This window comes from Amycolatopsis orientalis DSM 40040 = KCTC 9412 (genome assembly GCF_000478275.1).
GTDB lineage: Bacteria > Actinomycetota > Actinomycetes > Mycobacteriales > Pseudonocardiaceae > Amycolatopsis > Amycolatopsis orientalis.
In genome coordinates this window covers 180,657-201,256 of sequence record NZ_ASJB01000031.1, presented here as the reverse complement: position 1 = coordinate 201,256, position 20,600 = coordinate 180,657, and the positions used below count along the sequence as shown (strand labels likewise).

The following is a 20,600-nucleotide window of genomic DNA, read 5'->3' as shown; positions in this document are numbered from 1 at the left end:
AGGAGGTTCCGATGCGTGCTTCGGAGATCATGACCAGCCCGGCGGTGGCGACCACTCCCACGACATCTCTTCGCGAGGCGGTGGCCGTGCTGACCGAGAAGGGATTCGCCGGCCTGCCGGTCGTCGACGACGAAGGCCGGGTTTTGGGGACCTTCACCGAATTCGACGCCCTGCGGGGAATCCGCGCCGGTGGTGACGGGTTCACGGTCGGTGCGTTGATGTCCACGCCGGTCGAGGTGGTCTCGCCGTCGACCGACGTCGTGGAGATCGGCAGGCGGATGCTGGCCGACCGGCTGCGCTGTGTGCCGGTCGTCGAGGAGGGCGTCCTGGTGGGCGTGGTCAGCAGGCGCGACCTGCTCCGCCCGCTCGTCCGGCCCGACGACGCGATCGCCGCGCAGGTGCACGGCCTGATCAGTGACTACGCCGGACATCGTCCGAAGTGGACCGTGAAGGTCGACGGAGGCTACGTGAGCATCGACGGCGAGTTCCGGGACGAAGCCGAACGGAGGGTGCTCGACGCGCTCGCCAGGACGGTGCCGGGTGTGGTCACCGTCGTACTGACCACCCGGAACCCGGCGGCGACGTGACGGCCGGGACGAGCGCCCTGCTGGCGGACGGCGACATGGTCACCGTCCGCCGCTTGCGTGCGGAGGACTTCGACGCCGTCCTGGCCCTGCATCAGCGGCTGAACGAACGCGACCGTTATCTGCGCTTCTTCACCGCCCATCCGGGGAGGCTGGACCTGCTGAGCCGGCTGGCGATCGGGGGACCGGGGATCGGGGCCTTCCGCGGGGACGACCTCGTCGGGATCGCGCACTACCGCCCGTGGAGCACGGACGACGCGGCCGAAGTCGCCCTGGTCGTCGACAGCGCGGTCCAGGCACACGGGGTCGGCACCCTGCTGCTCGAACATCTCGTGTCCTTGGCCCTGGCACAGGGGATCCGCCGGTTCGTCGCGCTCGTGCTCGCGGAGAACACCCGGATGATCAAGGTGTTCTCCGATCTCGGACTGCCGTGCGTCATCGGCAGGGACGGCCCGGAGCTCGACGTCGAGATCGATCTCGGCGAGCCCGGCCGCTATCTCGAGCGGATCGAGGAACGGGAACGGCTCGCCGATGTGGCGAGTCTTCGTACGGTGCTCGCCCCGGCCTCGGTGGCCGTCGTGGGGGCGGGCAGGCGTGCCGGCTCGGTGGGCAGGGCGATCCTGCGCAACCTCGTCGGCGCCGGCTACACCGGCGTCCTGCACGCGGTGAACCCGAACGCGGAGGAGATCCTCGGTGTTCCCTGCGCACCCTCGGTGTCCTCTTTGGACGCCCCAGTGGACCAGGTGGTGATCTGTGTGCCCGCGCGGGCCGTTCCCGGCGTCGTCGAAGACTGCGGGAAGGCCGGGGTGCGCTCGATTGTGCTCGTCACGGCGGGCCTGACCGGGACGCCGATGGAGGACCGTGTCCGCGAACTCGTCGCCCGCCACGGCATCCGGCTGGTCGGCCCCAACTGTTTCGGCGTGGTCAACACGGCTCCGGCGACCCGCCTCGACGCGACCTTCGCCCATCGTGTCGCCCGGAGAGGCCGGATCGGCGTGGTGACGCAGTCCGGCGGATTCGGGATCGCGCTGATGGACGCCCTCGCCGGGCTGGGCCTCGGACTGTCCACTTTGGTCTCCACGGGGGACAAGTACGACGTGAGCGGCAATGACCTCCTGCGCTGGTGGCACGGGGACGGGGACACCGACATCGCCGTGCTGTACCTGGAATCCTTCGGCAACCCGAGGAAGTTCAGCAGGCTCGCACGCGCTCTCGCCAGGGAGAAGCCGGTCGTGGCCATCCGAGGGGCGGCCACGACGGCGGCACAGCGGGCCGCGGCGGCGCACACCTCCGCGCGAGCTGTCCCGGCAGCGACCAAGCTCGCGTTGTTCGGGCAGGCGGGCGTCCTCGTCGTCGACACCGTCACCGAGGTCCTCGGTCTGCTCGCCGCCCTGTCGTGGCAGCCGTTGCCGTCCGGGGAACGGGTGGCCGTCGTGAGCAATGCCGGCGGCGCGGCGGTCCTGGGCGCGGAGGCCTGCGTCAGGAACGGTCTGCTCCTTCCCGAACTGGGCCGGAAGACGCGGGACGCGCTCCGGCGGCTGCTGCCCGGGTACGCGAGCGTGGGGAATCCGCTCGACACGAGCGCCGCGGTCACGGCCGAGACCTTCACCGCGTGCTTGACCGAGGTCCTGGCGGACGACGGTGTCGACGCGGTGATCGCCGCCGGCGTGCCCACCGGGATCGGTGATCCACTGGCCGGTCTGGCCGGTCTGGGCGGGCTTCCGGCGAACAAGACCGTACTCGCCGTCCGGCTGGGGCAGACGTCGTCCGTCGCCGCGCTCGGCGGCATTCCCTGCTATGGCGACGTCGAGGAGGCGGCGGCCGTCATGGCGAAGCTGTCCGAGCGAGCCCGCTGGCTCGGCGCGGGCGAGGGCGTGCGGCCCGGCTTTCCCGGTATCGATCTCGCGACGGCGACCCGCCTGGTGGGCGAGTACCTGTCCGCGCATCCGGACGGTGGCTGGCTGTCCCGAAAGGACAGTGAAGATCTGCTCGACTGCTTCGGGATCCGGGTGACCCTGCGCCGATTCGGCGATCGCGAGCTGATACTCCGGGTCCAGTCCGACGACGTGTTCGGTCCGGTGGTCGTCCTGGGGCTCGGTGGTGTCGACGGCGGCCTGCTCCACGACAGGTCCACGGTCCTGGGGCCGCTCACCACCGACGGTGCCGAGGCGCTCATCGACGGTTTGCGCGCGGGCAAGGCGTTGTTCGGCGGGGCCGGCCCGCTCGACCGGTCCGCGCTCTCGGAGCTGATCCTGCGGTCGGACCGGATCATGGAACTGGTGCCGGAGGTCGTCGACCTGGACCTCGATCCGGTCCTCGTGTCCGCGGAAGGGGCCGCCGCGGGCGCGGTCCGGGTACTCGTCCGGCGGCGGCCATGGACCGATCCTTACCTTCGCCGCCTGTGAGCGAGGACGAACCCGGCACCGGGAACGGTGCCGGGTTCGCGTGCCCCGGTGGTCACCGGAGCCAGCGGTTGCGGTCCACGATGGACAGACGCGCCCAGCGTTCTCCCAGGCCCCAGGTGTTCCCGGCGGCGGTCGCGGCGAGCGCGATGAGCACGAGGGCGTAGATCAGGTGGTAGTCGATGATCGGATTGGTCGACATGGTGGGCTCACCGGCGGCGTTCGTGCGGGCGAGCGGCCATTCCGCGACCCACATCAGCAGCATCATCACGGTGCCGGTGATGGCGGAGATCCGCAGTCCCACGCCGAGGGTGACGGCGAGGCCGATGCCGAGCAGTCCCGCCATGAACAGCCAGTCCGCCCACCAGGTCCCGCCCCAGGACCGCAGGGTTTCCGCGAACGGGCCGACGTCGACGTGGCTCAAGAAGCCCTTGGTCGGCGAGCCGCCGTCGATCCAGGCGTTCTTGGCCGCGGTGGCGTAGCCGAGGCCGAAGGTCTTGTCGACGAACGCCCACAGGAACAGCAGGCCGGTGGCGACGCGGAGCACGGCGAGGCTCTGGACGGCGGCCAAGCGTCCATTGTGGCCTTCCGGGTGCGGGACGGGAACGTTGTGCCGGTGCCCGCTTGCGGTGGTGGCCATGGAATCCTCCTTGTTCGGCTTTCGTGGTCGGGTCGAGTCTGTTCCGTCGCGGGATGCGGCTCTGGGGCCGAAAGGCCCGGGTAGGCGAGGCCATCGTCATGTACCGCGGCGGGTGCGCGCGGCAGGCACGCGGACCGGTGCCGTTGGTCCCGGATTCGCGGGACCACGGACGAGCCTCTGGTCACTGGTGCGCGGCCGCGGGGAGCTGTGCACTCGATCGATGACGATCCCATCGACGACGGAGGTCGCGGTGGCAGGGAGCACTCGATGAAGGTCTTCGCGCGCTACCGGCGCTCCTGGCTCCGGGGCGACCTGCTGGCCGGGGTGACCGTCGCCGCGTATCTGGTTCCGCAGGTGATGGCGTACGCGGAGGTCGCGGGGCTGCCCCCGGAGGTCGGCCTCTGGGCGGTGATCGGGCCGCTGGGGGTCTACGCGATGCTGGGTTCGTCGAAGCTGCTTTCGGTGGGCCCGGAGTCGACGACGGCGTTGATGACGGCCATCGCGCTCGGTCCGCTCGCCGCGGGGGATCCCGTCCGCTACGGGACGCTCGCGGCCCTGCTCGCGCTCTTGGTCGGGGGCCTGTGCCTGCTGGCGGGCCTCGCCCGCCTCGGGGTGCTGGCGGATCTGTTGTCGAAACCGGTGCTGACCGGCTACATGGCCGGGATCGCCGTCCTGATGATGGTGAGCCAGCTGGGCAAACTGACCGGTGTCCCCGTCACGGGCGACGGGATGTTCGCGGAACTCGGCTCGTTCTTCGCGAACGTCGGGCGTCTGCACTGGCCGACCCTCGTCCTCGGTGGCCTCGTGCTGGCTTGCCTATTGGCTTTTCAGCGCTGGCTCCCACGCTTTCCCGGTCCGCTGGCCGTCATGCTGGCGGCCGCCGCGGTCGTCACCGGTTTCTCCTTGACCGAGAAGGGAATCCGGGTGATCGGGCCGGTCCCGGGTTCGCTGCCGGTACCTGGTGTCCCGGGGGTGGACGGCGCCGAGCTGGCGAACCTGCTGCTCCCCGCGGTGGGGATCGCCCTCGTCGGATTCTCCGACAACGTCTTGACCGCCCGCGCGTTCGCGGGCAAGCACGGCGATCGGATCGACGCCGACCGCGAACTGCGCGCGCTGGCCGCGTCGAATCTCGCCGCCGGGCTCCTGCATGGGTTCCCGGTCAGTTCGAGCGGCAGCCGGACCGCCTTGGCGTCGGCGATGGGTGCCCGTACCCAGCTGTACTCGCTCACGGCACTCGCGACGGTCGTGCTGACCGTGCTCTTCGCGGGTCCCTTGCTGGCCGTCTTCCCCAAGGCGGCGCTGGCGGCGATCGTGGTCTACGCGGCGTTGAAGCTGATCGATCCCCGGGATTTCCGGCGGATCGCCCGGTTCCGGCGCAGCGAGTTCATCCTGACGGTGTCGACCTTGCTCGCCGTCGTCGGCTTGGGCGTCCTCTACGGCGTGCTCGCCGCCGTCGGCTTGTCCATTTTGGATCTCCTGCGCAGGCTGGCGCGGCCGCATGGCGCCGTGCTCGGTTTCGTGCCCGGCCTGCCCGGTATGCACGACATCGACGACTATCCCGAGGCGACGACCGTTCCGGGGCTGGTCATTTACCGGTATGACGCGCCGCTCTGCTTCGCCAACGCCGACGACTTCCGCCGACGGGCCCTCGCCGCCCTGGACGGCGGGGAGGCGGTCGAGTGGTTCGTCCTCAACGCCGAGGCCAACGTCGAACTCGACATCACCGCGGCCGACGCCTTGCGCGGGATCTGCGAGGAGTTGCGGCGCCGCGGGATCACCTTCGCGCTCGCCAGGGTGAAACAGGAGCTGCGCGAGGACCTCGAGGCGGCCGGCCTGCTCACGCTCATCGGTTCCGGCTCGCTCTATCCGACGCTGCCCAGTGTGGTGGAGGCGTTCCGGCGGAGAGGGGCGGACCCGGCCCGCCCGCCGGTCCGGTGAGGCGACGCCGGGTATTTGGTCCCGCCGATCGGAGCCCTCGGTACCTGCCTCTTCCCGCCGGGCCGGTCGATTGTGGAGGAAGCCGAGTGACGGCTGACCTTCACGAGAAAGGTGCGATCGTGACCGTCGCGCTGACCTTCCATGGCGGGGCCGGAACCGTCACCGGCAGCAAGTACCTGCTGGAGACCCCCGAGTCCCGCGTTCTGGTCGACTGCGGGCTCTTCCAGGGCCTCGCCGATCTGCGGCGCCGGAACTGGGCGCCGCTGCCGCGTGCCCTGACCGATGTCGACGCCGTGGTGATCACCCACGCGCATCTGGACCACTGCGGCTACCTGCCCGTTCTGGTGCGGTCCGGCTGGCGCGGACCGGTGTACGCGACGCCGGGCACCGCCGCCCTGGTCCCGATCGTGCTTCAGGACAGCGCCCACCTCATGGCCGAGGAGGCCGCGCACGCCAACAAGTACGGCTGGTCGAAACACCGGCCCGCGTTGCCGCTCTACGACGCCGGTGACGCGCAGAAGGCGATCGGACTCCTCGAGGAGACCGAGTACGGCGTCGAGACGGCGGTGGGCAAAGGCTTCACCCTGGACTTCGGGCAGGCCGGTCACATCCTCGGATCCGCGTGGGCGCGGTTGCGGTCCGAGGGCCGCGACGTCGTGTTCAGCGGCGACCTCGGCCGTCCGGAACACAGTCTTCTGCGTCCGCCGGCACCGAGGCCCCGCTGTGACGCCCTGGTGCTCGAATCGACCTACGGGTGCCGCGCCCACCACGACACCGGCGCCATGGACCAGCTCGCCGAAGTCGTCAGGCGGACCGCCAAGCGCGGTGGCAGCGTCCTCATCCCGGCGTTCGCCGTCGACCGCACCGAGGTGGTCCTGGCCGCGCTCGCGAAACTGATGCGGTCGCACGCCATCCCCGACCTGCCGGTGTACGTCGACAGCCCGATGGCCTTGGCAGCGCTGCGGGTGTACCGCGAGGCGTTCCGTGACCACTGGCCGGAGATCCGGCCGGAACTCGCCGGCCACGATCCGCTGACCCCGCGTTCCCTGACGGAATTGCGGACCGTGGAGGAATCCATGCGGGTCAACGCGCCGAGGATGCCTTCGATCATCATCTCCGCGTCCGGGATGGCGAGCGGTGGCCGCGTGGTGCACCACCTGGAACACATGCTGCCCGACCACCGGCACACGGTGCTCATCGTGGGCTACGCGGCGGCCGGCACCCGGGCCCGCGCTCTGGCGAACGGAGCGAGGCAGCTCAAGATCCACGGCCGGTACACCACGGTCCGCGCCGACGTGGTCCAGCTCGACGCTTTCAGCGCCCATGCCGACGCGGACGAACTGGTGCGATGGGCCACCGCGGGCCCGCCGCCGTCGACGACGTACCTGGTGCACGGTGAGCCCGAAGGATCGGAGGCGGTCGCCGAACGGCTCCGGACCGAACACGACTGGCAAGCCGTCGTTCCCCGCGATCGCGAGCGGGTGCTCATCTGAGGGCTGAGCATGGTCGGCGGCCGGGGAAAGACGAAGGACGTAGGTCCCCGGATGCCTGGCCTGTTCGGCCTCGGCGGTGGGCTCGCCGCCTTCTTACGCTGGTGCGATGGACGGAGAGCCGGTGTGCTTGCGCGATGGCCGGGTCGTCGTCGTGACCCGCCTGCGCCCCGCCGACGCCGGTGAACTCGGCCAGGCGCTCCTCGACTCGGACCGGGAAACGCTGTATCGCCGGTTCTGCGGGCCGCCGCCGAAGGTGACGCCGGGATTGCTGGCCCATCTGACCGAACTCGACTTCGACCGCCGTTACGCGCTGGTCGCCCGTGACGAGGCGGGGGAGGGGGTGGCGATCGCGCGATACGAGGCGACGTCCGAGCCCGGCGTCGCGGAGATCGCCGTCGTCGTGAAGCCGGGCTGGCGGCAGGTGGGCTTGGCATCGGCCTTGGTCACGAAGCTGGCTGAGGCGGCGTCGCGGCACGGCTTCCGTGAATTCACCGCCACCTATCTCGCGGACAACAGGGCGGTCGCCGACCTGCTCGACCTCGCCGGGGCGCGACAGGTGATCGCGGACGGGATCGCGGACGCGGTGGTGCGGCTGTCGTCCCCGTCGCCGGAGAAACCCTCCACTGTGGACTGAAATGGAGAGACAAGGCGAACATGGCGTCCTGAAGCCGGCGTGGTCCTGGACCGGACGTCAGCTGTGCACTGGAGTGCCCTTCACGGCAGCGAGCCGATCACGCCGGATCGGCCGGCCGTGAGCGACGCGCGATCCCGGCCAAGGCAGAAAGGTCGTTTTCGATGGCCTCGGCGAGGAAACCGGGGTCCGGCGCGCTCCCGAAGTCCAGCGTGATCCCGAAGGTGAGCTTGTCGCGGTAAGAGAGCACGGCCACGCCGGTCCGCAGGCGCAAGGCGACCGGGACATAGGGGAAGAGATCCACCACCTCGCGGCCGAGCACCTGCAGCGGCGTTCGCGGGCCGGGGACGTTCGTGACGACCGAGACCACGTTGTGCTGGGGGATCCCGGCGGCGAGGCGGACGGCCCAGGCGACCGGTGCGAAGGGGGCGAACCCCGCCGCGCCGGTCAGGGCGGCTCCCGCTTCCGGTTCCTTGCCCGCCTTCAAGGCGGCCGAACGCCGATGAACGGCGACGAGTCTTCCCACGGGATCGGGAACGTCGACGGGGAGCAGGGGCAGCATCAGCGAAACCTGGTTGTCGACGGTGTCACGGTCCCCGCGGACGGAGACGGGCACGAGAGCGCGCATCGCGTCCGGGACCGGCTTTTCGCCTCGCCGCAGCAAAAGGGCGCGGAACGCGCTCGTGACGGCCGCGAGAGCGACGTCGTTCACGGTGACCTCGAAGGCGCGGCAGATCTCGTGCACGGTGTCGAGGGAGGCGTGCGCCACCTCGTAACGCCGGTCCGGGCCGATCGGACCGGAGAGCGACGACCGCGCGGCGGGGATGAGCGCGGAGGCGAACGCGGTCAGGCCCGAGACGGCATCCGCGACCCCGCGCACCGCGCGGGCGGGCGACAGTGCCAGTCGTACCACCGAGCGAAGCTGCTCGCCGGGGGCGGCCAGGAGACGGCGGGCGGCGTCCTTGAGGAGGTTCACGGTACCGGGGTCGGGCACCGCCTCGGCCGCCGCGATACCCGGGGGCTCGTTCGTGAAGAGGACTTTCAGCAGCTCGTTACCGATGACACCGTCCGCGACGCAGTGATGCAGCTTCGACAGCACCGCCCAGCGACCACCGGGAAGTCCTTCGATGAACCAGAATTCCCACAACGGATGATCCCGGTCGAGCCGTTCCGCCATCAGCAGCGCGACCAGGTCGCACAGCTCGTTCTCCCCGCCGGGGGCCGGAACGGCGACGCGGTGGAAGTGCCGGGCCGCGTCGAACCGGTCGTCGTCGACCCATGCCGGTGGCCCCAGATCGAGCGGCACGCGATGGATCTTCTGCCGGTAGCGGGGGTTCAGCGGCAGCCGGGCGGTGATCGACCGGACGAAGTCGGGGTAGGGCGGCGGTGGACCTTCGAGCACCGCCACCGAGCCGATGGAGAGGGAGGCGTTGGGATCCCCGTCTTCGATTTCCAAGAACGCCGCGTCGAGCGGGCTCAGATGATCCATCGATGTCTCCCGGGGAGGTCAGGACGCGAGATCGCGGAATTCGGTTTCGCTCCGGAGCGCCTCGAGGACGACGCTTCCGTCGACGGTCTCGTCGCTCAGCAGTTCGGTGGCGAGGAGATCGAGCGCCTTGCGGTGCCGTCGCAGGGCACGGACCGCGCGGTCTTCGGCCGCCCGCAGCAGGCGCGAGACCTCGTCGTCGATCACCTGTTGCGTCTTCTCGGAGAAGCCACCACGTCCGGTGATGGCCGGGTCTTCGGTGAGGAAGCGCGCGCGGACGGCCGGATAGGCGACCGGGCCGAGGACGCTCGACAGGCCGAACTCGGTCACCATCTTCACCGCCAGCTCGGTCGCGCCGGCGAGATCGTCGGCGGCACCGGTGGAACCCTGCTTGAACACCACCAGTTCCGCGGCGCGTCCGCCGAGCCTGACGGTCAGCAGATCGGTGAGGAAAGCCTCGCTGTAAAGGTGCCGTTCGGCTTCGGGGAGTTGCTCGGTGGCGCCCAGTGCCATCCCCGCCGGAAGGATGGTGACCTTCGCGACCGGGTCGGCGTGCTCGCACAGCGCGGCCATCAGCGCGTGACCCGATTCGTGCACGGCCACGGCGTGGCGTTCTTCGGGCAGCAGGGCGTTGGACGTTTCGCGACGGCCCAGCAGGACCCGGTCGCGGGCGGAGTCCAGATCGGCCGCCGTGATGGTCGTCCGCCCGGCACGGACGGCGTTGATCGCTCCTTCGTTGACGAGGTTCGCGAGATCCGCGCCGGAGAAACCGGGGGTACCGCGGGCGATACGCCGCAGGTCCACGTCGGGTCCGAGATGCTTGCCGGTCACGTGGACGGCGAGAATGGCCGCGCGTTCGTCCTGGTTCGGCAGCGGTACGGTGACCTGCCGGTCGAACCGGCCGGGCCGCAGCAGCGCGCGGTCGAGCGATTCCGGCCGGTTGGTCGCGGCGAGCACGACGATCCCGCTGCTCTGGTCGAAACCGTCCATCTCCGCCAGAAGCTGGTTCAGGGTCTGTTCGCGTTCGTCGTGCCCGCCCGTCCCGCCGATACCCCGGCGGCTCCCGACCGCGTCGATCTCGTCGATGAAGATGATGGACGGTGCCCGGTTCCTGGCCTCGGTGAACAGATCGCGGACTCGCGACGCACCGACACCGACGAACATCTCCACGAACTCGGAACCGGTGACCGACAGGAACGGCACGCTGGCCTCACCGGCCACGGCGCGGGCCAGCAGCGTCTTCCCGGTACCCGGCGGCCCGACCATGATGACACCGCGCGGGCCCTTCGCCCCCGCCGCCGCGTAGCGTTCGGGATCGCGCAGGAAGTCGACGACCTCACTGACCTCCTGCTTGACCCCCTCGTAGCCCGCGACGTCGGCGAAGCGGGTGGTGGGCCGCTGAGCCTCGATGATCTTCGCCTTCGAACGACCGAAACCCCCGGCCCCGGCGAGGGACCGCTGTGCTCCTCTGCCCATCCAGACCATGAAGCCCACCAGGAGGAGCAAGGGGAGCAGGCTTCCCAGTGCCGAGAGCACACCCGAGGTGCCGGCGGGTTCCCCGGTGACTTGGACCCCTTTGTCCCTCAGCTTCGGCAGCAGCTGATCGTCTTTGAGCGCGACGGGGAGCTGCGTCCTGAACGCGGTGCCGTCACGGAGGTTCCCCTTGACGGCGCCATCGCCGTCGATCGTGATCTTGTCCACCTGGCCAGCGTCCACTTTGGATAGAAGTTCGGTGTAACCGAACGAAGGAGTCTCCGTGGTCAGCAGATGCGGGAGGAAGAACAGGAGAAGCATCACCAGGAAGACCGCGGGGACCACCCATCGGCGCCACCCGGAGGGTTCGGGCGGGCTCGGGGGTGGTACCGGGTCGGAGGGCGGGCCGGGTTTGGCCGTCCGTGACATCGCGTATCCCTTCGGTCGCGGGTCCGGTCACCCGCGGAGCGCGGTGCGCCGCGCTTCGAACTCGTCCTTGTCGATCTCGCCGCGGGCGAAGCGTTCGTTGAGGATTCTGAGCGCGTCGTCGTTGCCCGCCGGGGTTTTGGTGCTGTGCCGCAGGACGATCACCGAGGCGGTGACGAGGCCGCCGACGAGGATGACCACGGTGACGAGCATGAGCAGCATGCCGATCCAGCCGCCGTCGGAGTTGTGCCAGTAAGGCATGGTCGGGCTCCTTTCGGGTTTCAGTGGCTCTGGTAGCGCGGTTCGGCGCTCAGTGGTGTGCCGAGCGGTGCGAGGACGTCGGCGAGGGCACGGCGGGGTGTGGCGGGGAGCGGGTCGGCGTTGACCGGTGCCCAGCCCGTTCGCAGGACCATCTGCGGGAACGTGCCGCCGGTGACGAGGTCGCGGACCTTGGCCCTGGTGTCGGCGATTTCGAGGGGTTCGGTGAGCGGGGAGGTGGCGAGTCCGAGGCTGGTGGCGGTGAGCAGGACGGCGCTGGTCGCTTCACCGGCGCGGAGCCGGGACATGGTGTCGTCGGAAGCGGTGGAGAGGACGAGCAGGACGGTGTCGTCGTTGTCGCCGGGGGCGTGCTCGGGCTGGCGGAGCAGGGGGTCGGCGAACGCACGGGCGGGCAGGGCGCCGGGGGTGTCGTCCTGTGCCGGTGCGTTCGCCGACGGGACGCCGTCGGGAGCGGTGTGGCGTCCGCTCCAGGCGGCGAGTTCGGTGCGGTAGGCGGGGTCGCCGGCGTGCGTTTCGGCGGCCGCTGTGATGGCGCGGGCGAGGTGGTAACGGGCGGCGTCGAGGGCGGGGCGGAGGATGGTGCCTTCGTCGGCGGCGTGGCGGGCGAGGGTTTCCAGGTGCCCGGTGGGGACGCTCCAGGAGCTGTGCCTGCGGCGGTCGGTGCGGCGGCGGGGGATGGCGGCGGCCAGCGCGATGTCGTGGTGGGTGGGTTCGTGCCGGTGCAGTTCGATCGAGGCGAGGTGGTCCGGCTCGGCCGGGTTCGGCAGCCGGTGGACCTCGGCTCGCCAGCCGAGGGCGGCGAAACCGACGCGGAGATGGTGCAGGGCGGCGCCGCAGCTGAGGATGAGGTCGCGGCCGTCGGGGTCGGTGCCGGGCAGCAGACGGGTGCGGTCGGCGTAGAGGTGGAGGGTGCGGTCTCCGCTGCGCCATTGCCAGGGCTGGGAATTGTGTACCGACGGTGCGCGGACGGCCAGGGCTACCGCGGTGTCGACGGTGTAGTCGTCGGGAAGTCCGTGGTCCATCGGGAAACCTGCCTCGGGTCGGGGTGAAGGGCTTGAGGTTCATGGTTCCCCGGTCCGCGGATGCCGTGGAGGGCCGGAGGGCCCTGCCGCCCGGGCCGTTCGTTCCTGTTTTCCCGTGCGGCCGCGCAGGATCGTCGAAGGGTCCGCTCCCCGCAAGGAGGCGTCCCATGAAATCGCCCGTCCGCGTCGAGGCTTCGCTCGATCCCGATCTGTCCCGCTGGCTGTGGCTGGTGAAATGGCTGCTCGCGATCCCGCACTACCTCGTGCTCGCGGTACTGTGGCTCGCGTTCGTCCCGCTGACGGCGGTGGCGTTCTTCGCCATCCTGTTCACCGGGCACTATCCGCGGGCGATCTTCGAATTCAACGTCGGGGTGCTCCGCTGGGCATGGCGGGTGCACTACTACGCCTACGCCGCGCTGGGCACCGACCGCTATCCGCCGTTCACCCTCGCCGACGACCCCGGCTATCCCGCCCGGCTCGAGATCGACTACCCGGAGCGCCTGTCCCGCGGTCTGGTGCTGGTGAAGTGGTGGCTGCTCGCGATCCCGCACTATCTCGTCGTCGGCCTCTTCGCAGGCGGCGGGCTGTGGCTGTGGAACACCTCGGACGACGGTTACCGGTGGGGAGCGGGCGGGCTCATCGGGATCCTGGTGCTCATCGCCGGGGTCATCCTGCTCGTGCGCGGCGAATATCCCAGACCGATCTTCGACTTCGTGCTCGGCATGGACCGCTGGGTGATCCGGGTGGGCGCGTACGCCGCCCTCATGACCGACGCGTACCCGCCCTTCCGCCTGGACGCGGGTGGGGAGGAGCCCGACCCGGCCACCACCGGCACGCCGGAGCCGCCGCGGCGCCGCCCGGGAGGCGCGGGGTGGACCCCCGGCCGGATCGTCTCGGTCGTGGCCGGGGTGGTGCTCGTCGTCCTGTCCACCGGCTTGATCACCGGAGGTGCCGCCTCGCTCTGGCTGGATCGGGCCGGGCGTGACGACGCCGGGTACCTGACGGTGTCGGGGACCTACGACACCGATACCTACGCCTTGGCGAGCGAGCGTGTTCGCTTCGTCGCCACGGCCGCCGCCGACGTGCCCGCCACGCGTGCGCTGGGTGATGTCCGCGTACGCGTGACGGACCTCGGCGGGGGTGACGTTTTCGTCGGTGTCGCACCGGCTTCGGCGGTGGAGCGATTCCTCGGTGGGACCGAGTACGCGACGGTGACCGATCTCGCCTCCGGTGAGCTCACCGTGCACCGCTCGTCGAGGTTGCCGATGCTCCCGCGAGAGACGGACATCTGGACGGTTTCGGCGGCGGGCAGGGGAACGCAGACGATCACCTGGCCCGATCAGGCCGGTGACTGGACCCTCGTGGTGATGAACACGGATGGCTCGGCCGGGGTGGACGTGCGTGCGGAGGCGGGCGCGACCGTTCCGGTACTCGGGTGGCTGTCCTGGAGCCTGCTGGGCTCGGGCGCGCTGCTGCTCGCCGCGGGTGTGGCACTGGCCGCTACTGCCGTCAACCGTGCCTCGAAAGACCTTTCGCCGATCCCTCAAGGAGAATCGTGATGCAGGTACTCGTGGTGTTCGAGTCGATGTTCGGCAACACCGAAATCGTGGCGCGGGCGATCGGCAAGGGCCTGGCCGCCTCCTGCGAGGTCGACGTCGTGAACGTGGACGACGCCCCGGCCCACTGGGACGGCCTCGGCCTGCTCGTCGCCGGCGGCCCCACCCATGCGCACGGGATGTCCCGTTCCGGCACCAGGAAGGGCGCGTGGCAGCAGGTCGAGGGCGGGGTCCGCTCCGCGACCGGCATACGGGAATGGTTGAGCGCCTTGCCGAAGGCGGAGCGGCGTGTCCTGGTCGCGACGTTCGACACGAGGATCCGGAAGGCCCGGTGGCTCACCGGTTCCGCCGCTGTCGGCGCACGGAAGCTGTTGCTGAAGCGCCGTGGTATTCCGCTGGCACCGCCGGAGAGCTTCTTCGTGGACGTCGGCAAGAACGCCACGATCCTGTGCGAGGGGGAACAAGAACGCGCCGAGGCATGGGGAGCCCTGCTCGCCGCCCGCCTTCTGGAGACCGCGGCCGGATGATCCTCAGGGATGCGAAAGCACCCACCAGGCGATGACGAGGCCGCCCGAATTGGTCGCGCAGTGCAGGAGCGCGGGTGCCAGGACGCCTTTTCCCCAGTGCCGCCACCAGTACAGGAAGATCCCGGCGCCCGCCGCGGCGACCATCGCCAGCCCGGATACCACCGGGAGCGGGAGACCGCCGAGGGTGGCGCCGACCGCGGCGTTGCGGAGCAAGGCGAGCGAGGGCAGCAGATGCCACAGACCGAACAGGGCGGCGGCGCCGAGAACCGGTGCCCAGCGCCAGCGCTCACCGGCCCCGAGCAGCGCCGGGAGAACGCCTCGGAAGGCCACTTCCTCGAGGAGGACGGTGCCGAGCGGGATGCGGAGCAGGGCGAGCCACAGCAGCTGCCCGGCCCCCGGCGTCCCGACTCTGCCGTCCTCGAAGAAGGTCCGGAGCCCGGGCACGGCCAGTGCCACCGCGAACACGAGGCCGACCAGCCCGGCGCCCGCGAGGCCGATGACGGCGGCGCGGACGAGGGTGTGCCTGCCGAGCCCTATCGACGCGAGCCGGAGGCCGGAGAATCTGGCGACGGCGATCAGCGCGGCCGCCGTCACGACCCCGCACACGGGATACGCCCATCCGGGCAGCACCCGGTTCGCGAGCACCGTGGCGGCGGCGAGCAGCAGCACCGAGACGGTGACGGCGAGCACCCGGCGAGGGAGCCGTATGTCGACTGGCTGCGCTCGGTCAGCTTGATCGTGGTGGTGGTCTGGCATTGGGCGTTCACCATCCTGAGGTGGACGCCGGACGGGCCGATGCCCACGAGTCCCCTCGGCTTCTTCTCCGGCTTGTGGATCTTCACCTGGCTGCTGCAGGTGATGCCGATGTTCTTCTACGTCGGTGGATACGTGCATCTGGTGTCCTGGCGGCGGGCGAGGGAGCGGGGCGATTCACTCGCGTCGTATGTCCGGCACCAGATCACGCATCTCGTCGTGCCCGCCGGAGTGCTGGTGCTGACCTGGGCCGTGCTCGGCGCGACGGCGGCTTCGCTGTTCAATCTACGCTGGATTCGCGGTGCGGTGCTGTTGATCATCAGCCCGTTGTGGTTCCTCACGGTGTACGTCGGTCTGCTGGCGCTTCTGCCCGTGAGCCTGTGGCTGCACCGGAAGTTCGACGTCGTGGTCCTGGTCTGGCTTGGCGGCGTCGCGCTGGGCGCCGACGTCCTGCGATTCCGCTACGGCCTCGACCGGGCGGGCTGGGTGAACATGATCGCGGTATGGGGGCTCGCCCACCAGGCCGGGTTCTTCTATCACCGGGTCGTGGACGCGCCGCGGCGGTGGGGTCACGCGCTGCTCTGGGCCGGTCTGTTCGGCCTCGCCGGCTTGGTGTTCTCCGGGTTGTATCCCGGTTCGATGGTCGGCGTCCCGGGGGACCGGTTGTCGAATATGGCACCCCCGACGTTCGTGATCGTCGCGCTGCTGACGTTCCAGGCAGGCTTCGCCGAGGTGACCCGGCCGTTCTTCGAGCGGCGACTGGGGAAACGGCGCTGGCAGCGGTTCATCGGCATGCTGAGCACCTATGCCCTGCCGTTGTTCCTCTTCCACACCACCGGGATGGCACTGGCGAAGGCGTGTGTCTACTTCGTGTTCGGCAGCGGCGTCTCCGATGACCGGCCCCCGGACGTCATCTGGTGGCTGGAACGGCCGATCGCGGTGCTCGGACCGCTGCTGTGCACTCTCCCGTTCCTGTTGCTCTTCGGGGCAAGACGGACTCGCGCCGGGCGACGACGGGACCTTCGGCCCTCCACCGCGGCCGGCGGGAAGGGGACCGTGAACGACGGGATCGGTGAACCGCGGGGAAGGGATGGAGAATGAGCAACCTCGGCCTCGCCATCGTGCGCCAGTACGGGCGGGGAGTGGTGTTCCGGTTCGGCAGGCTCCGTCCGGTCCGTGAGCCGGGGATCCGTTTCCTGATCCCGCTGGCGGACAGGATGCGAAAGGTCAGCCTGCGCGGTCACCATGCCCTTTCGGTCCCAGCGGGTGATCACGACCGAGGCGCTGAACGAGTCGATGCAGCGGGGGATGGTACGCGAGGCCGAGGCGGAACGGGAAAGCGCGGCAAGATCATCGCCGCGGCGGGAGAGGCGTTGTCCGCGGACGAACTCGCCGAAGCGGCGGACGTCATCGCCGCCCACCCGGTCGCGTTGCAGTCGCGGAATCCGCGGGTCCTCTCGGAGATCGCGATCGAACGCAATTCGACGATCGTGTTCCCCGCGCAGCTGATGGACAGCTTCCGTGCGTTGAACTCCTTTGTCGGCAGCGAAACTCCGAGAAGCACCAGGAATCCTCACTGGCAACAGTCAAATGACCTGTCACGCCAGGTGGCGGGGCGGAAAGGCGGCACCATGCGTGCGCAGCGCGGTGACTGGCTCGTCATCAAGGGCCCGGCCGTCGGGAAACCGGACCAGTGCGGGCTGATCATCGAAGTCCGCTCCCCGGACGGAGCGCCACCCTATGTCGTGCGCTGGCCGCAGGACGACCATGTGTCCACGGTGTTTCCCGGCTCCGACGCCGTGATCGTCTCCGAGGCCGAGCACAACGCCGCGGACGAGGCGGAACGCGCCCGGCTCGCGGCCGTGCAGGAGGCCATCGCCACGCGGCACCGGTCGTGACCGGGGCGGGCCGGTCGCGCCGTCCGATCAACGCCCAGGACCGCTTGTGGTTGAAGCTGGACGCGCCCGACAATCCGATGCTCATCACCGCCGTGCTGTGGACGGCGAGCGAAGTGGACGAGGACCGGCTGAGACGTGTGGTCGCCGACCGGTTGATCGGCCGGTATCCGGTGTTCACCCGGCGGCCGGTCCGCGAGGGTGATGCCTGGTACTGGGAGGACGACCTCGAGTTCAGCCTGGACAGGCACCTGACGGTGGGCGAGCTGCCCGCGCCGGGTACCACGGAGGTGCTGCAGGACCTCGTCGCCGCGCGCCGAGGGCGGCTCCTCGACCCGGACCATCCTTTGTGGACCATGGAGCTTCTCCACGGGTATGGCTCCGGCAGCGCCGTCGTCCTGTGCTCGCACCATGCCATGGCGGATGGCATCCGCCTGGTCCAGGTGCTGTTCGGCTTGTTCGACCCGGCGGACGGGGACGACGGCGGACCGGCGCGGGTCGGTGGGGTGGGGCCACGGGGACCCGATTCCTCCCGCGCGCCAACGAGGGTCGCGGCGAAAATGGTGAAGGCGCTCAACGGTTTCGGCGAACGGCTGGACGGTCCTGTCGCGCGCCTGACGCTCGGCTGGCCGCTGCTCGGCCTGACCGCGGCGGCCGGGGTCACCGGTGCCGTCGCCGAGGTCGTGTCCTCCGCCCTGCCGTCACGGCCCGGCACCGTGCTCAGATGGCTGATGTCGCAGGGATTCACCGTCCGCAACACCGCCGACGGAGTGCTCAGACTGCTGGCGCCCGCCGCCTCCGGCGCGCTCTGGTCGGGTGATCCCGGTCCGGAGAAGACGGCGGCCTGGGGAGAGGCCGTGCCCTTGGCTCTTCTCGCCGCCGTGGGCCATGCCACCGGAACGAGTGTGAACGACGTCTGTGTCGCCCTGGTCATGGCCGCCTTCGAGCGGTACGCCCGTGAAGAAGCCCAAGGAGAAGAGCGCCAGGAGATGAATTGGCTCATCCCGGTGAGCCGTACGAGCTTCGACGACACACTGCCGCCTGAGCTGGGCAACGACTTCGCCCTGATCCTGGCTGGTTTTCCGCTGAACCACAGGAACTTCCGTGAACGACTGGATGCCGTCCATCGTCGTGTCTCGGGTATCCGCGAGTCGTTGGAGCCGATGTTCACCTTCGGCGTCCAGTGGCTGGCGGGCCGGGCGCCCGCGGTGATCTCGGAACCGCTGACCCGGTTCTTCGCGGCCAAGACCGTGGGAGTGCTGACCAACGTCCCGGGCCCGCGCCGGCCGAGTGAACTCGCCGGCGCCCGGGTCGAAGGGATCGTGGGGTGGGCGCCGTGCAGCGGAAAGCAGGCCGTCACGGTCTGCGTGTTCAGCTACGCGGGCTTCGTCCGGTTCGGTTTCGGGACCGATCGGTCGCTCGTCCCCGACCCCGGACGTCTGGTCGCCGCGCTGGCGGAGGCGGTGACCGACGCCGCCGCGCTCACGAATCGGTGAGCGTGGCGGCGTGCGCGGCGATGGTGTCGAGCAGCGCCCGGGTGGTGAACCTGGCGGCGGGCCGGATCGCGTGCCAGTAAAGCGATATCGCGTGCCGCGCGGACGGGTCGGTGACGGTGATCCTGGTCTCGACGGTCAACCGGCTGCCGGTCCCCGTACCCGGCTCGACGGAGAATGCCATGGCGATCGTGCCGCTGCGGGCATGGTCGAACTCGCGGAACGATTCCGGTGTGACCTCGTACCATTCGGGTACGGGGGTCCAGAACCGGCCCGCCGCGCCCAGGACCATCTCATGCCCTGGCCGCTCGCCGAGGAAGGTGCCTCGTTCGCCGAGCACGATCTCACCGAGATCCGGGGCGTGCCCATGCCTGCGGAGAGTCTCGGGAAGTCCTCGTACGCGGACGAGCGTGCGAACCACCCGCGAAGGCACGTCTGCGGATCGGAGCTCGCCGATGGCCCGGTACACCGCGGCGGCCGGCGCGTCGACCGGCGAGGTCTCGGCGAGTACGAAGGCCGGACGCGGCGCGAAGACGTCGAGCAGAGAGGGCTCCGCGGCGGAGCCGTGGCCCGTGCCCGCTGTGCCTCCGAACCGCTCGGCGGGCAGGTCCGCGGACGGCGATCGCGCTCCGGTGATGGGCATGGCGAGTTCTCCTCTCCGGAGAAGACAAGGTTCTCCCCAACCCGAAGAGAGGTCTCCGACTTGAGGTCCTTCGCGTGGTTTCGCGAGGTGGTGGTTTCGGGGCCGCGGGGCTTGACGATGCGGGAATCGGGACGTTGAGTGTCCAGATTCCCGCATCGTCGCGCGGATCGTGCCCGCATTCCTCGTCAACGAGACCGAGCGTGGAGGATTCAGGACGTTCACCGTCCCCAATCCTCCACACACGACGTCAGCCGCACCGATGGGCCTCCTTCGCTACCCGGAGGGTGGGTAAGGGGCCTTTCACAGCAGCGAGTCGATCACACCACATTCGCCTTACCCCTCGACAGGGCAGAACGTCCCGCGCCGGGCGGGCCAACGACCCGGCACTCCGGGGCGCGAGGCTCTGACCCGCCCGTCGCGGCCGGGGCAGGCTTGGCCGTAGTGATCGGTGGAAGGCGGTCGAGATGGCGGAAAGGTTCGATGACGGACGGCCGGACCCGGTGGTGGCCGGGATCGACGGCTCGCGGTCGGCGGTGGAGGCGGCTCGGTGGGCCGCGACCGAAGCCCGTCGTCGCGGTCTTCCGTTGCGGCTGGTGCACGCGTACGCGCCGGCCGGACGTGACTACCCCAGTCTGGAGGTCACGGCGGCGGAGGTCCGTGAAGCCATGCGGGAGACCGGGATCCGGCGGCTGGACGCCGCCGGGCGGGCCGCGGCGCGGGCTGTTCCGGGGCTGGACGTCACGACGGAGATGGTGGAGGGAGACCCGAGGGCGGTGCTCGTCGAGGAATCGCGCCGGGCCGCCCTCGTGGTCCTCGGTTCCCGTGGGCTCGGAAAGGTGGGCCAGGTCCTGCTCGGTTCTTCGGGACTCGCGCTGGCGGCCCACGGACAGTGCCCGTTCGTGATCGTCCGGGAGGGCGACGCGCGTCCGGGTCCGGTACTCGTCGGAGTCGACGGCTGGCCGTCGTCCGCGGCCGCGGTGCGGTTCGCCTTCCAGGAGGCGTCGGAGCTGAAAACCTCGGTGACCGCGCTCAGGACGTGGAGCGAACTGGGCCCCGGCCGGCGGGAAGCGCGGCGTCTCGGCGGATCGAAGGTCGTCCACGACTCCGAGCGGCGTGCTCTGGCCGCCGAGGTGTCTTCGGTGGCGAGCGAGTATCCGGACGTCCCCTTCGGTTGTCTTGTCGTTCGCGGACGAGCGGGCAGGGCGCTGCGGGAATACGGCGAACGGGCGGGGCTGATCGTGGTCGGGACCCACGGCCGGAGTGCTCTCGCCGGGATGCTGCTCGGCTCGGTGAGCCAAGGTCTGACCCGCCGGGCTCCGTGTCCGGTCGCCGTCGTCCACTCGGACACCAGGAAGTGAA

18 protein-coding genes and 1 pseudogene are annotated in these 20,600 nt (G+C 70.2%); 12 read left to right on the top strand and 7 right to left on the bottom strand.

Features of this window, described 5'->3' with window-relative positions; genetic code table 11:
• Positions 1–11 precede the first annotated feature (11 nt).
• Complete coding sequence (locus L324_RS09950; protein ID WP_037305848.1) at positions 12–587, top strand: CBS domain-containing protein; 576 nt, start codon at positions 12–14, stop codon at positions 585–587.
• On the top strand, positions 584–2,989 hold the full coding sequence (locus L324_RS09945) for a bifunctional acetate--CoA ligase family protein/GNAT family N-acetyltransferase (protein ID WP_037305846.1): 2,406 nt from the start codon (positions 584–586) through the stop codon (positions 2,987–2,989). The genes L324_RS09950 and L324_RS09945 overlap by 4 nt, the downstream gene beginning before the upstream one ends.
• Positions 2,990–3,041: 52 nt before the next feature.
• On the opposite strand, the gene L324_RS09940 is transcribed toward L324_RS09945, so the two are convergent.
• Positions 3,042–3,626: a DoxX family membrane protein gene (locus L324_RS09940; protein WP_037305844.1), complete on the bottom strand. Its 585-nt coding sequence runs from the start codon at positions 3,624–3,626 to the stop codon at positions 3,042–3,044.
• 267 nt (positions 3,627–3,893) lie between these two features.
• On the opposite strand from L324_RS09940, the gene L324_RS09935 reads away from it, so the two are divergent.
• From L324_RS09935 to L324_RS09925, 3 genes are all read left to right on the top strand, one after another.
• A complete protein-coding gene (locus L324_RS09935) occupies positions 3,894–5,564 on the top strand; it encodes a SulP family inorganic anion transporter (RefSeq protein ID WP_037305957.1) in 1,671 nt (556 codons plus the stop codon).
• Between the two features lie 119 nt (positions 5,565–5,683).
• Positions 5,684–7,057, top strand: coding sequence for an MBL fold metallo-hydrolase RNA specificity domain-containing protein (locus L324_RS09930; protein ID WP_037305956.1), 1,374 nt, complete (start codon positions 5,684–5,686; stop codon positions 7,055–7,057).
• A gap of 106 nt (positions 7,058–7,163) precedes the next feature.
• The gene (locus L324_RS09925) at positions 7,164–7,691 is read left to right on the top strand and encodes a GNAT family N-acetyltransferase (protein ID WP_037305842.1); all 528 of its coding nucleotides are present in this window, start codon (positions 7,164–7,166) and stop codon (positions 7,689–7,691) included.
• Positions 7,692–7,788: 97 nt separating this feature from the next.
• Here the strand turns inward: L324_RS09925 and L324_RS09920 are convergent, their stop codons facing one another.
• Genes L324_RS09920 through L324_RS09905 form a run of 4 tightly spaced genes read right to left on the bottom strand, consistent with a single transcriptional unit; the run spans position 7,789 to position 12,374 of the window.
• Positions 7,789–9,177 carry a WS/DGAT/MGAT family O-acyltransferase gene (locus L324_RS09920; protein WP_037305840.1) on the bottom strand — a complete coding sequence of 463 codons (1,389 nt, stop codon included), beginning with the start codon at positions 9,175–9,177 and terminating at the stop codon, positions 7,789–7,791.
• Between the two features lie 18 nt (positions 9,178–9,195).
• Positions 9,196–11,076 carry an ATP-dependent zinc metalloprotease FtsH gene (gene ftsH / locus L324_RS09915; protein WP_081736273.1) on the bottom strand — a complete coding sequence of 627 codons (1,881 nt, stop codon included), beginning with the start codon at positions 11,074–11,076 and terminating at the stop codon, positions 9,196–9,198.
• A gap of 27 nt (positions 11,077–11,103) precedes the next feature.
• On the bottom strand, positions 11,104–11,334 hold the full coding sequence (locus tag L324_RS09910) for an SHOCT domain-containing protein (protein ID WP_037305838.1): 231 nt from the start codon (positions 11,332–11,334) through the stop codon (positions 11,104–11,106).
• 20 nt (positions 11,335–11,354) lie between these two features.
• Positions 11,355–12,374, bottom strand: coding sequence for an Acg family FMN-binding oxidoreductase (locus L324_RS09905; protein WP_037305836.1), 1,020 nt, complete (start codon positions 12,372–12,374; stop codon positions 11,355–11,357).
• 167 nt (positions 12,375–12,541) lie between these two features.
• Between L324_RS09905 and L324_RS09900 the strand changes: the two genes are divergently transcribed.
• Complete coding sequence (locus L324_RS09900) at positions 12,542–13,933, top strand: DUF4389 domain-containing protein (protein WP_037305835.1); 1,392 nt, start codon at positions 12,542–12,544, stop codon at positions 13,931–13,933.
• Positions 13,933–14,457, top strand: coding sequence for a flavodoxin family protein (locus L324_RS09895; RefSeq protein ID WP_037305832.1), 525 nt, complete (start codon positions 13,933–13,935; stop codon positions 14,455–14,457). Before L324_RS09900 ends, L324_RS09895 begins: the two co-directional genes overlap by 1 nt.
• Positions 14,458–14,460: 3 nt before the next feature.
• Here the strand turns inward: L324_RS09895 and L324_RS09890 are convergent, their stop codons facing one another.
• Positions 14,461–15,126 carry a CPBP family intramembrane glutamic endopeptidase gene (locus L324_RS09890; RefSeq protein ID WP_152546782.1) on the bottom strand — a complete coding sequence of 222 codons (666 nt, stop codon included), beginning with the start codon at positions 15,124–15,126 and terminating at the stop codon, positions 14,461–14,463.
• A 69-nt stretch (positions 15,127–15,195) separates the two neighbouring features.
• Here L324_RS09890 and L324_RS09885 point away from each other — a divergent pair, with 69 nt between their 5' ends.
• From L324_RS09885 to L324_RS09875, 4 genes and pseudogenes are all read left to right on the top strand, one after another.
• Positions 15,196–16,311: an acyltransferase family protein gene (locus tag L324_RS09885; RefSeq protein ID WP_235783480.1), complete on the top strand. Its 1,116-nt coding sequence runs from the start codon at positions 15,196–15,198 to the stop codon at positions 16,309–16,311.
• Positions 16,308–16,463: pseudogene (locus L324_RS44415) on the top strand (SPFH domain-containing protein); the annotation flags it as partial. The gene L324_RS09885 and the pseudogene L324_RS44415, both read left to right, overlap by 4 nt.
• Positions 16,464–16,841: 378 nt before the next feature.
• Positions 16,842–17,108: a DUF1918 domain-containing protein gene (locus L324_RS44255; RefSeq protein ID WP_037305952.1), complete on the top strand. Its 267-nt coding sequence runs from the start codon at positions 16,842–16,844 to the stop codon at positions 17,106–17,108.
• Positions 17,105–18,601, top strand: a complete 1,497-nt coding sequence (locus L324_RS09875; protein WP_037305830.1) for a WS/DGAT domain-containing protein — start codon at positions 17,105–17,107, stop codon at positions 18,599–18,601. The genes L324_RS44255 and L324_RS09875 overlap by 4 nt, the downstream gene beginning before the upstream one ends.
• Here the strand turns inward: L324_RS09875 and L324_RS40895 are convergent.
• Positions 18,588–19,241, bottom strand: a complete 654-nt coding sequence (locus L324_RS40895) for a hypothetical protein (RefSeq protein WP_051173815.1) — start codon at positions 19,239–19,241, stop codon at positions 18,588–18,590. The genes L324_RS09875 and L324_RS40895 overlap by 14 nt on opposite strands.
• 464 nt (positions 19,242–19,705) lie before the next feature.
• Between L324_RS40895 and L324_RS09865 the strand changes: the two genes are divergently transcribed.
• Positions 19,706–20,599, top strand: coding sequence for a universal stress protein (locus tag L324_RS09865; RefSeq protein ID WP_051173814.1), 894 nt, complete (start codon positions 19,706–19,708; stop codon positions 20,597–20,599).
• Position 20,600: the final 1 nt, after the last annotated feature.